Here is a 12,501-nt window from a genome sequence, read left to right as displayed (position 1 = left end):
GGTATTCAGATGTCATTGCAAGAAAAACTCGAAAAAAATGTCTGGGCACTGCTACTTATGACGGCCATGGTTGTATCGGTAGGCGGCATAGTCGAAATTGTGCCGCTGTTCTACCTTGAGAACACAATCGAGAAACTCAGCAAGGAAGAGGACAGTATTCGTCCATATACGGCTCTGGAGCAGGAAGGGCGCGATGTTTATGTGCGTGAAGGCTGCTACCTCTGTCATTCGCAGATGATTCGCCCGTTCCGTGATGAGAAAGAACGTTACGGTCACTATTCATTGGCAGCGGAATCAAAATTCGACCATCCGTTCCAGTGGGGTTCCAAACGTACAGGTCCTGATATTGCCCGTGTGGGCGGCAAATATTCGAATGAGTGGCAGATCCAGCATTTGAAAGCGCCACGCTCGCTGGTGCCTGAATCGGTAATGCCGGGTTATCCATTCCTGGCTGAAAACATCATTGACCATACGTTGACGGAGCGCAAGTTGCGCGCACTGGCAGCCGTGGGTGTGCCATACACAGATGCAGATTTTGCGGGAGCTGCTGAATCGGTAAAAGGTAAAACCGAGATGGACGCAGTTGTCGCCTATCTGCAGGTGCTTGGAACGATGGTGAAGTTCCAGGAAGGGAAGGATTATCGTGAGTGATTTCTTTTCTACCGACTGGTCTGCAATGACGACCACCGACTGGACCGGCCTGATCATATTACTGGTCATTGCTGGTCTCATGACAGCAGCGTATTTCACGATTCTTAAGCCTGCTAACCGTAATAAATTTGAACAATATCGTGATTTCGTCAATCACGAAGACGATATGGAACTGGACCGGGAGGATAAGCATGGACACGCATAATAATTCCGAAAAGCCTCAGGATACCGGGCATGAGTGGGATGGTATCCGCGAGTTGACCAATCCCCCCCCACGCTGGTGGTTGATCTCTTTTCATATCGGCTGGATCTGGTGCATCATCTATTTCCTGCTCTATCCATCTATTCCATTGATTAACGGTTCTAATGAGGGATTGTTGGGCTGGACCCAGATCAAGGAGTTCAAGGAAGCTGTAGCAGAAAATGATGCAGTGAAAGCCCCATATGTGGAAAAACTCAAAGCCATGAGTGCAAGCGATATCATGGCCGATGCAGAGTTGCGTAACTTTGCTGAATCAGCAGCCAAGGCTGTGTATGGTGATAACTGTGCAGCCTGTCATGGCGCTGGCGGAGAGGGTGCAGAAGGCCTGTTCCCTGTACTGGCTGATGATAACTGGCTATATGGTGGTGATATTGACACCATCATAGAAACTATCACTGATGGCCGAATGGGTGATATGCCAGCGCATGCAGATATGCTGGAAGCTGAACAAATCGAAACATTAACTGACTTTGTCATAGCCTTGCCAAAAGGTGAAGCAAGCAAAGCGGGTTGGGCAATGTTCGAAGAGGCAGGTTGTATGGGTTGCCATGGCGACAATGCCAAAGGTGGTGCACTCAATGATGATACATACTCCGGTGCTGTAAATCTCACGGATCAGGTTTGGCGCTTTGGCGGCAATCGCGAAGAAGTGCTGAGAACGATACGTTATGGTGTGAATCAGGATGATGTGGCTCAAACACGCAGTGCGATCATGCCAGCTTTCGGAGAAAAACTAACAGCTGAACAGATCAAAATTCTGGCCATTAAAATCCATGCCATGGGTGGCGGTCAGTAAGACAATGAGTGCTGGGAGAGAGCTTCGGCTTTCTCCCGCATCTGTTTGTAATGCAGAGCTGTTAAACGCATAGGAGAATAAGATGGATGCAGTCGAGTTAGGTGTATTGATCAGCATGATCGGAGTTCTGGCTATTCTGATTTATGGCGCGATCTGGTTTTTTAAAGTCATTAATTCAAAGGATGATAAGTAACTGGAGAGTAACAACAGGTGTTGAGAAAGAGCCAGATGTTTTTTTCTCACCATATTTTGAGCGGTGGCCCCGGACTCCCTCCCTTCCCCCGGGGCCATCGTTTGAAAACCCAAACCTCTATGGAGCAACTGATGAGTCAGAACAGGAAGTCAGCAGATAGTCTAGAAGACCTCTATGCGGATACGTTGCACTATCATGTGAATACCGGTGGTGAGACAATTCATGCCAAGCGCATGCCTGGACGCTTCCGAAATCTGAAATGGCTGACCATGAGTACATGGCTGGCTTTCTTCATCGGGCCTTACCTGCAGTGGGGTGATCACCAGGCGATTCTGTTTGATATTCCGGGACGTAAGTTTCATCTCTTTGGTGCTACGATATGGCCACAAGATATCTGGATGTTATCACTACTGTTGATACTGCTGGCCATTACCCTGTTTGGTGTCACTGCTGTAGCCGGACGTGTGTTCTGCGGTTACTTCTGTTTTCAGACGGTGTGGACCGATGTCTTTACCTGGATTGAGGATAAAATTGAAGGTAATGCCATTCAGCGCCGCAGGCTGGATAAAGCAGCCTGGTCAGCAGACAAGATTCGGAAGAAAACGCTGAAACATTCGTTATGGCTACTGGTGTCGATTCTCACAGGTATTACCTTTGCCGCATATTTCACGGATGCTTTTGAGCTGTGGAACGGCTATTTAACATTTTCGGCGCCTTATATTGCCTGGGTTGTATTGGCCCTGTTTATCGCCGGTACTTATATACTGGCTGGTTTTATGCGTGAGCAGGTTTGTTTCTGGCTTTGTCCCTATGCGCGCATCCAGAGTGTGATGGTTGACAAGGATAGCATACTGCCTACCTATGATTACCATCGCGGTGAGCCGCGCGGTAAGGTGAAATCCAAGAGCTCGGATGCGGCAACAAAAGGTGACTGCATTGATTGTAAAATGTGCGTTGGTGTTTGCCCGACAGGTGTGGATATTCGTGAAGGTTTAAGCGAAGGCTGTATCACTTGCGGTCTCTGTATTGATGCCTGTGATTCGATTATGGATAAGGTGGGTAAACCAAAGGGGCTTATCCGCTATCTTTCCCATAAAGAGATGGATGGGGTCACTCTCCCACCGGTGTTTAAGCGTCCCCGTGTGATCACCTACAGCACAATTTTCATGTTGGCAGTCACGGGCATTATCTATGGTCTGGCAACCATTCCACCGGTTGAACTGTCAATTGTACACTCGCGGCAGCCATTGTTTATGCGTATGTCGGATGGTTCAATTCAGAATAAATATACGATTAAAGCCGTAAATAAACTGGAGACAGATCAGCGCGTGAGCCTGACAGTGAAAAGCAGTTCCGGTGATGTCCATATGGTAAAAGAGGCATATTTCAAAGATATCACTTTAAAAGCCGGAAAAATGGTACCGTTCAGTATCTTTTTGCAGGCAACTCCGGCAAGCCTTGAGCACGAAAATACCGATGTACAATTGACAATACAGGGTATCACACAGCCGGATATTACCGTGACTTATGATTCGGTATTCGTTGGCCCTAAAAAATAAGGAGATAGCCATGGCATCAGAGTTACACTTAAAAGAAGATTTCAGGAGCCCATGGTTTCTTGCCATTCTGGGGCTGGTTGCAGTAGCACTGGCTGGCACGATCTGGATGGCACTCATTGCCAGCCAGACCAGTCCGGGTCTGGTATCTGAGGATTATTACGAAAAAGGTAATAACTATTTTCACAAAACACCTGAGCAGCAGAATGAAGCGGCATGGCGATTGAATCTGATGCCACCGGCCAAGGCAAAAGCAGGCCAGGCTCAGATGTATCGGCTGTATGTGGTGATGGATAATGGCAAACCTGCCACAGATGGTAAGGCTACTTTGTTTGCTTACCGTCCAAGTGATGTTAAAGCCGATTTTACAGTGGCAATGATACAAGAAGATGTCGGTTCTTTTAGCGTTGAAGCCAGTTTCCCACTGCCGGGCACGTGGGATTTGATTGCCCAGATCGAATCGGGTGGAAAGAAATATGATGTGGTTCAACGCATATTTGTCGGTGATTGATCCATCTCAGTCATGAAACGTGATCAGCGCTGTTTTCACTGCGGTCTTCCGGTTACAGGCATCACAGCTTGTGAACAGGAGATTGCCGGTGAAAAACAAAGCTTCTGCTGCACTGGTTGTATGACGGTATGTCAGGTGATTCACGAATCAGGACTGGATGATTTTTACAATCGCCTGAACTATCAGAATGCGGAAGTTCCACCGCCTGAAATGCCTGTTGAACTGGAGCAGTATGACCTGCCTGAGGTACAGAAAGATTTTGTACGTAGTCTTGCTGATGGCAGGAAGCAGGCACATTTACTTATCGAGGGAATTCATTGTGCGGCCTGTGTATGGCTGATTGAACACGGCTTGAAAGAGATGGTCGGTATTGAGTTTGCTGAGGTGAATCTTGCACATCAACGCCTGAATGTACGCTGGAATAGTGATGAACTGGCCTTGTCAGAGATCATGCATCGATTGGCAAAGCTGGGTTATGCAGCTGCTCCGTTTAATCCGGAAGCGGCTGAAGGCAGCCTGCAACGCCGTAATCGTTCACTGTTGTTCCGCATGGCTTTTGCCGGATTTGGTGTGATGAATATCATGTGGATTTCCATCGCCCTCTATGCCGGTGCATTTTCAGGCATAGATAGCGAACACAAGCAGTTCTTTCACTGGATTAGTCTGTTTATTGCCACACCTGTGCTGATTTATTCAGGTTGGCCGTTTTTTCGCGCTGCAATGCTGGGTTTGAAGCAGGCGCGCCTGACTATGGACCTGCCTATAGCTATCGGTTCTTTTGCGACCTGGGCTTATTCATGCTGGATCACATTTCATACATCTGGGGAGGTCTATTTTGACACCGTAGTGACGTTCCTGTTTGTTATTTTGATTGGCCGTTATTTAGAAGGCTTGTCCAAGCGTAACGCTTCTTCTGCAGCGCTGAGGTTGATGGAGCTGCAGCCACGGTTGGCTACTCGGATCTTGCCGGAAGGGGAGGAGCGTATCTCGGTACGTAAATTGATTGTCGGCGATCATGTGTTGGTGGGGCCGGGAGAGAAAATACCAGCTGATGGTGTGGTGCTGCATGGTGAATCCTATATTGATGAATCCATGCTGACCGGAGAGTCACGACCCTTGCGCAAAGAGATCGGGGCATCGGTTGTAGCCGGTTCCATGAATGTTGATGGTTCTCTTACCCTTGAAGTAGGTTCGACAGGTGCGGATACAGCTCTGGCTCGCATTGTCACACTGGTGGAGGAGGCTCAGGGCTCAAAGGCGGAAGTACAGCGTATTGCAGATCGAATCGTCCCCTGGTTTGTGGCGGCAACAATCGGACTTGCATTCATCACCTTTATCTACTGGTTGCGTTCAGATTTTGATACTGCACTTCTGGCCGCTGTATCCGTATTAATTATTACCTGCCCCTGTGCCCTGGGCTTGGCCACCCCTATGGGTATTGCTGTTGGAGTCGGGGCGGGGGCCAGGCGGGGTGTGCTGATTCGTCATGGTCAGGCATTGGAAACACTGTCCTCAATCACGCATGTTGTATTTGATAAAACAGGCACTTTGACGGAAGGTCAAATGAAGGTTGTGCAGACGCATCTGAATAACAATTTTACGCATGATGAATTGATAGATTTTGCTGCTGCTATTGAGGGTAAATCACGCCATCCTTTGGCAAGCGCGATTGTTGCTGAATTGAAGGGCAAACAGTTGCCATGTGAAGGATTTCTTTCTGAGTCCGGCCTTGGAGTTAGCGGTATTGTCAAAAACAGACGCATCGTGATTGGCAATCAGCGCATGATGCAACGCGAAAATATAAGTGTCCCTGATCAAATAAAGGATCAACAGTTTCAGATTGAGCAGAAGATGGGTGTGGCTGTTCTTGTGGCTGTAGACGGAGAAGTTGCCGGGTTGATTCATGTGCAGGACAAGGTTCGGGATGAGGCTAGGGCTTTGATTCAATCACTCTCAGAGCAGGGCATAGGCATTACCATGCTAACAGGTGATTCCATTCAGGCCGCGCATGCTCTTAAAAATAGTTTGGGGCAGATGCAGGTCGTGGCTGAAGTATTGCCGGAAGATAAAGAAGCTGAAATCCGTCGTTTACAGGAGATCGGAGAGAAGGTGTTGATGATCGGAGATGGTGTGAATGATGCGCCTGCACTGGCGCGGGCGGATGTCAGTATGGCCATGGGCTCGGGCATGGATGTGTCGATGGCATGTGCTGATATAGTATTGGTGAGTTCTGATCTGTCGCGTGTTGGTTTTGCCATGCATCTATCGCAAAAAACACTTTCTACAATTAAACAGAATATAGGAATTTCACTGGCTTATAACCTGATCCTTGTACCTGCTGCGATGGCTGCATTGGTCACACCTGTTTTTGCGGCGATTGCCATGCCCATCAGTTCATTGTTGGTAATCGGCAATGCAATCCTTATTCGCAGCAGGGTTGGTAAAAGGCGGGTTGCAGACATGGTTGATAGCAGCTTGAAACTGCCAGTGCAGGTCTAAGATATGGATGTTATTTTCGGACTGATTCCAGCCATGATTGCGTTAGGTCTGGTTGGTGTGTTGATCTTCTTTTGGGCCGTGAAGAGTGGCCAGTATGACGATATGGAAGGGCCTGCTCACCGTATTCTTGATGACGATGATATGAAGGAAGACAAGCATGATCATTCTGAATAGCTGAATCGACTGTTTTCTCTATTGCGGAGTATATTTAAGTATGAATTTTGAGATCAGTGAAGAAGAAAAGAAATTGGCAAGAAAGCCACATAACCTTTTTGTGCTGAATATTCTGCTGTTCAACCTGTTGATGACACCGGCAGCTATTGTGTTGGATGTGGGGATGTATGGTTTTCTGATACCGCTGCTTTTTTCTTTAACTGTCATTGCCTATATTTATTGGCGCTCTGAGAAGATTACAGCATGCTGGATTGTTGATATGCATTGGCGTCTATCATTCAGGCGCTGTCAATTTCTGATGACTGGATACGTAATCACCGGATTATTAGTGACTGCGGCCTGGTTGATCAGCATGACAGCCAGTGATGAAAAAATGGCTGAAATCATGTTTACGGCTATTTCGCGGGTGGCTGTGGTTCCAACCCTGTTGGCGGTGATGATTACTGTTGTGCTGGAAGCTGGCGGTTATCACTTGATTAACAGAGGTGAGGTTCCTCAAAGATATGTAGAAAAGTTTCCACCACCGAAATGATGTCTGCCAGATGAGCATCACTTATGGCTGCGTGCGCTTATTGAGCCGTTCCGGATCATTCCATCAAGAAACAGGGGCGGGGTCGTAAATGATTTGCGGACCGAGAACGTACTTGTGTGATCTGCATCGCATAAACTTTACAACGGCAACCATACATTCCAGCAGTTCTGTAGGGTTAGGGATGCCAGTTTGTGTAGCCAGTCAGGGGCTGGTATATTCACTGGTCTATTTCTGGTTTGAATGTTTACGCGAGACGCTGCGCTGCAATGTGTTGGTAGTAAAATAATGAAATGGGAGGGTAGTTGTGTTCAAGTTTACAAAATCCCTTTCATTTGCTTTGCTAAGAATAGAGCAACGCTAGAGGGAATTGGCTATGGCAAAGATAGTAGCTAGCTCAGGTTTAAGACAGGTGATTCTACAGATGAATCCACTGCAGCTTTCCATACTCGTTGCCATTCCATTCGTGATGGTTTTCAGTGCCATCAATTTCACTCTGGGTCTGTATGAGTTGTGGCAGATCGAGGTGTTGATGATTTTGACCCTTAGCGGTCTTTATTTCTGGTCAAAGAGAAAACATTCTCAATTCTTACTTAAGAACCTGTTTGTATTGCATCCGGTTATATTGTTCTCGTTTCTTTTTCTTCAGGGTGGTTATAGCGAGATAGGATTTATCTGGAGTTTTGGTTTTCCTTTTATTGCCTGCTTAAGTGCCGGTTCCCGAATCGGTATGGCTTGGACACTTGTTTATGCCGTACTTATTGCTGCTCTGGGCTTTGGCATGGAAGACATTGGCTGGCAGAAGGTGGTTTATATCGGGCTTGCTTATCTGGCATTTAGTCTGATTGCTTTTTATACAGTGATTGCACGAGAAACAAGTGAGCAGCTCAAAGAATTGCGTTTGAATGAAACCACATCCAGACTGAAACATGAAGAACATGCCCTGGCAAACAGCAAAATAAGCCACCGTGAATTACTTAATGCACTGCCTCATGCGATTGCCGTGTTTAGTGAAAACAGGTGGATTTACAGTAACTGGAACACTACGCAATTGCTGGGAGTCGATAGTGTTGAGCTGATGATCGGTACATCCCTGTTTGACTATGTCGATCCGGATGATCATGCGAGGTTAAACGAGCTCATCAGCCATATGTCAGTAAGTAACAGGCCTGCTTCCCTGCAGAATGTAAGGTTGCTGCGTAAAACAGGTGAACCATTTATTGGGCTGCTTCATTTGAGTCCTGTCGATCACGAGGGTCAGGCCGCATTTCTGGTGGCGTTTGAGGATTCAAGTCAGTCTCATGATCAGGAAGAAGAAAAAATCAGCTTACAGGCACAGCTGGAACATGCTCAGCGCCTTGAGTCGCTAGGGGTTCTGGCTGGCGGTATTGCACACGATTTTAATAACATTCTGGCTGCTATTATGGGTAATGCTGAATTAGCCAGAAGGAAGCTCGACGTACAATCCCCCGGTGTTTCGCATCTCGAAAATATCCTTAGTAGTTGTGATCATGCGGCTGAACTGTGCAAGCAGATGCTTGCCTATGCGGGCAAAGGCAGTTATGAGATCGAGGTCATTAATCTCAATGAATTGATTAAGGTCATGGGCAAGCTGATCAGGGCTTCGGTGAGTAGTAATATCTCTTTGAAAATGAAACTGGATGATAATCTCCCGGGCATTGAAGGAGATCAGGCTCAGGTGCAGCAACTGTTGCTGAACTTCATCGTCAATTCTGCCGAAGCTATTGGAAAGCAACCAGGTGAAATCAAGGTTAGTACCGGTGCTAAAGTCATGACTCGGGAAACCCTGGATCACCTGTATAATGGAACAAAACTACCGGAAAGAGAGTATGTCATTATTGAAGTCAGGGATGATGGTTGTGGCATGCCGGAGGCTGTGAAAAACAGGATTTTCGATCCGTTTTTTACAACCAAGGATACGGGTAGTGGTCTGGGACTCTCTGCTGTGCTGGGCATTGTGCGAGGGCATCATGGGGCGATTCAACTGCTCAGTGAATCAGGTAAAGGTACGGCTTTCAGGGTATATTTCCCATCCACCGATCAGTCATTCAAGGAACGGATGGCTACGACCATGGAAGTTGAGGCATGGCATGGTGATGGCACGGTGCTGATCGTGGATGATGATTTACGTGTGCGTACTGTTGCCAGCTCCTTTATTGAAAATCTGGATTTTGATGTCCTGTCAGCTGAAGATGGAAAAGAGGGTCTTGCGCTGTTTAAAGAACATCATCACAAGCTGGTGGCGGTATTACTCGATATGACAATGCCGGTAATGGGGGGCGTTGAAGCTATGATCGGCATGCGGGAGTGTGATCGCAGCGTACCCATTGTGCTGATTTCAGGGTATTCGGAAACCGAGGCCGGCCAGCTGGTTAGTGGAGATCGCCCGAATGCATTTCTGCAGAAACCGTTTAAAGCCAAGGATCTCAAATCCACCCTGTATGAAATCATGCATGAACAAGCAGATTGAAACCATGGGTGTGGTTTCAATCTGCGCGTTAGTCAAAAGGGATCACACCATGGGGTGGTGTTATTCAGCGCGTTAGCTCAGAACGACAGTCCATATGCTTGTCGGTAAAGACGCAGGTCCATCTTCGCGATAGCCTTCGAGACTATGCAAGTCAGCGATTTTGATTTTGAATTACCTGAACGACTGATCGCCAAAAAACCACTTGAGCAACGCGATGCTTCCCGGCTACTTTGTTTGTCCGATTCGGACGATGCTTTTGTGGATGGTTTGATTCGTGATCTTTCCCGATATGTGCAGCCTGGAGATGTCTGGGTGCTAAACGATACCAAAGTTATTCCTGCTCGCCTTGTCGGTCGTAAAAAAAGTGGCGGCAAGGTTGAAGTGCTGCTGCTGGAGCCCATGGATCAGCCCAATGTCTGGCTTGCCTGGGGTAAATCCAACAAACCCTTGAAGCCTGATACTGAGATTGAATTTGCAGATGGTTTCTATGCAAAGGTAATCAGTCGGGAAGGCAAAAATATTGAAGTGCTGCTGCTGGCTGAAGATGTGGGGCATGCGATAGAAAACTATGGCCACATGCCCTTGCCACCCTATATCGATCGGCCTGATACAGAAGAGGACAAGGCGCGCTACCAGACTGTGTTTGCCAGACACGCAGGTGCAGTAGCCGCTCCCACTGCAGGTTTGCATCTGACCGATGCCTTGATGCACAAAATGCAGATCGCAGGTGCGAGCTTTGCTCATGTCACGCTGCATGTCGGACCCGGCACATTTCAGCCTGTACAGGTAGATGATGTAAATAGCCATGTGATGCATGAAGAGGCATATATTGTGCCTGCTGAAACGGCACGGATGGTGAATCAGGCCAAAGCCGAGGGGCGACGCGTGATTGCAGTCGGTACCACAAGCTTGCGCACACTGGAGGCAGCATCAGCAGATGGTGAACTGCAGGCGGGAGCAGGCAGGACTTCCATCTTTATTTATCCGGGCTACCATTTCCAGATTGTGGATGCGCTATTGACCAATTTTCACCTGCCGAAATCGACACTGATTATGCTGGTAGCGGCACTCGCAGGCCGTGAGCGGGTGCTGAATGCTTATGATTTTGCCAGGGTCCATGACTATCGTTTCTATTCCTATGGTGATGCAATGTTTGTGCCGCGAAGTACAAACTCATGAAAATATTTATTGCTCAAAACAGCCCGAGAGTCGGTGATCTCGATGGTAATGTTCACCAGATCCATGCTGGCATGGCAGAGGCCGAAAACAGCTGTTGCGATCTGGCTGTTTTTCCGGAGCTGGCCGTAACCGGTTATCCCCCTGAAGACCTGTTATTGCGGCCTCTGTTTCTCGATGAGGTGGAGAAGGCAGTGCAAGCCGTGGTGGGAGCCAGCGGCAATGTGTGCGTGGCATTCGGAGCACCGCGCAGGGATGGCAGGGTTTTAAAAAACAGTGTTGTGCTGGCTCAAAACGGCAGGGTAATCGGATATTATGATAAGCAGCAGTTGCCGAACTATGGTGTGTTTGATGAACAACGCTATTTTTCAGCCGGTAGCGGTCATGGCTCTGTTTTTGAGGCCAATGGCTGGCGTATCGGTGTCGGTATCTGCGAAGATATCTGGCACGATGAGTTGGCCTCCAGACAGGCTGGAAGTCGTTGTGATGTCTGGCTGAACCTGAATGCATCCCCGTTCCACAGGGGGAAACAGCTTGTGCGTGAGAAGCTGGTTCAACGCAGGTCCAGGCAGTTCTCAGCGCCAGTGATCTATGTGAATCCGGTGGGTGGTCAGGATGAGATCGTGTTTGATGGCGGTTCATTTGCATCCGATAGTCAGGGACATCTGATATTGCGGGCTCCGATGTTTGAACCGTGGAGTGGTGTGCTGGACCTGGCTGCGGTTGGTGATGAACATATAACGCCTTTGCCCGAGGATCTGGAACAGGTGTATAAGGCTTTGGTGCTGGGTGTGGCTGATTATGTGCGCCGTAACGGTTGTTCACAGGTAGTTATCGGTCTTTCAGGTGGCATCGACTCGGCGCTCACGGCAGCCATAGCGGTTGATGCACTCGGTGCAGAAAATGTACTGGGTGTGCTGTTGCCTTCACATTATTCCAGTGATCACTCGATTATTGATGCAGAGGCTCTGGTCAATAATCTGGGTATGGAATCAATCACACTGCCGATCGCAAATGGTGTGGATGCTATCGAGGACACTCTGGCTGCAACATTTGCCTCCTGGGGCAAAACAGAAAGCGATTTAACTGAAGAGAATATTCAGGCCCGCATTCGCGGAGTGCTGTTGATGGCGATTTCAAACAAAACAGGCCGCATGGTGCTTACTACGGGGAATAAATCGGAAATGGCAGTCGGTTATGCCACCCTCTACGGGGATATGGCAGGCGGTTTTGCCGTACTCAAGGACGTGTATAAAACGCAGGTGTTCGCCTTGTGTCGCTGGCTCAATCGCGACAAGGAAGTGATCCCTGAGAATACAATCACCAAGCCGCCATCAGCCGAACTCAGGCCCGATCAGAAAGATTCAGATTCGCTGCCGGATTACGATGAGCTTGATGCGATACTGGCAGCCAATATTGAAGAACGTTTGGGCGTGGAAGAAATCGCATCACGCGGTTATGATCAGCCGGAAGTCAAACGGGTGGTGCGCATGTTACAGCTTGCGGAGTATAAACGCAGGCAATCACCTCCGGGTGTAAAAATCACAGAACGTGCGTTTGGCCGGGATCGACGTTATCCGATCACTCATGGTTTCTGGGAGTAGCAAACGCCGGTGCTCCCGGCGTGCGATAGCAGGTTTTTGGGTATTGAAGGGAGAATAAA

General features: G+C 48.2%; 11 protein-coding genes. All 11 read left to right on the top strand.

Going from position 1 to position 12,501, the window contains the following annotated elements:
- Positions 1-9 precede the first annotated feature (9 nt).
- The 11 genes from ccoO (at position 10) to MMIC_RS00970 (ending at position 12,442) form a co-directional block, all read left to right on the top strand.
- Entirely contained in the window at positions 10-651 is a 642-nt protein-coding gene (ccoO, locus tag MMIC_RS01020) for a cytochrome-c oxidase, cbb3-type subunit II (RefSeq protein WP_072658450.1), read from the top strand.
- Positions 644-856 carry a CcoQ/FixQ family Cbb3-type cytochrome c oxidase assembly chaperone gene (locus tag MMIC_RS01015; RefSeq protein ID WP_227819286.1) on the top strand — a complete coding sequence of 71 codons (213 nt, stop codon included), beginning with the start codon at positions 644-646 and terminating at the stop codon, positions 854-856. Before ccoO ends, MMIC_RS01015 begins: the two co-directional genes overlap by 8 nt.
- Positions 843-1,709, top strand: coding sequence for a cytochrome-c oxidase, cbb3-type subunit III (gene ccoP, locus MMIC_RS01010; RefSeq protein WP_072658449.1), 867 nt, complete (start codon positions 843-845; stop codon positions 1,707-1,709). Before MMIC_RS01015 ends, ccoP begins: the two co-directional genes overlap by 14 nt.
- 324 nt (positions 1,710-2,033) lie before the next feature.
- On the top strand, positions 2,034-3,461 hold the full coding sequence (gene ccoG / locus MMIC_RS01005) for a cytochrome c oxidase accessory protein CcoG (RefSeq protein ID WP_072658448.1): 1,428 nt from the start codon (positions 2,034-2,036) through the stop codon (positions 3,459-3,461).
- A gap of 10 nt (positions 3,462-3,471) precedes the next feature.
- Complete coding sequence (locus MMIC_RS01000) at positions 3,472-3,969, top strand: FixH family protein (RefSeq protein WP_072658447.1); 498 nt, start codon at positions 3,472-3,474, stop codon at positions 3,967-3,969.
- A 12-nt stretch (positions 3,970-3,981) separates the two neighbouring features.
- On the top strand, positions 3,982-6,468 hold the full coding sequence (locus MMIC_RS00995; RefSeq protein WP_072658446.1) for a heavy metal translocating P-type ATPase: 2,487 nt from the start codon (positions 3,982-3,984) through the stop codon (positions 6,466-6,468).
- A 3-nt stretch (positions 6,469-6,471) separates the two neighbouring features.
- On the top strand, positions 6,472-6,642 hold the full coding sequence (gene ccoS, locus MMIC_RS00990; RefSeq protein ID WP_072658445.1) for a cbb3-type cytochrome oxidase assembly protein CcoS: 171 nt from the start codon (positions 6,472-6,474) through the stop codon (positions 6,640-6,642).
- Positions 6,643-6,682: 40 nt separating this feature from the next.
- Entirely contained in the window at positions 6,683-7,174 is a 492-nt protein-coding gene (locus MMIC_RS00985; protein ID WP_072658444.1) for a hypothetical protein, read from the top strand.
- Between the two features lie 373 nt (positions 7,175-7,547).
- On the top strand, positions 7,548-9,662 hold the full coding sequence (locus tag MMIC_RS00980) for a hybrid sensor histidine kinase/response regulator (RefSeq protein WP_227819285.1): 2,115 nt from the start codon (positions 7,548-7,550) through the stop codon (positions 9,660-9,662).
- 144 nt (positions 9,663-9,806) lie between these two features.
- Positions 9,807-10,841 (top strand): tRNA preQ1(34) S-adenosylmethionine ribosyltransferase-isomerase QueA, encoded by a 1,035-nt coding sequence (gene queA, locus MMIC_RS00975; RefSeq protein ID WP_072658443.1) that lies wholly within the window; start codon positions 9,807-9,809, stop codon positions 10,839-10,841.
- Complete coding sequence (locus MMIC_RS00970; RefSeq protein WP_072658442.1) at positions 10,838-12,442, top strand: NAD+ synthase; 1,605 nt, start codon at positions 10,838-10,840, stop codon at positions 12,440-12,442. The genes queA and MMIC_RS00970 overlap by 4 nt, the downstream gene beginning before the upstream one ends.
- Positions 12,443-12,501 lie beyond the last annotated feature (59 nt).

Source organism: Mariprofundus micogutta, assembly GCF_001895085.1.
In the GTDB taxonomy this organism is placed as follows: domain Bacteria; phylum Pseudomonadota; class Zetaproteobacteria; order Mariprofundales; family Mariprofundaceae; genus Mariprofundus; species Mariprofundus micogutta.
This window is presented reverse-complemented; position numbering and strand designations above follow the sequence as displayed.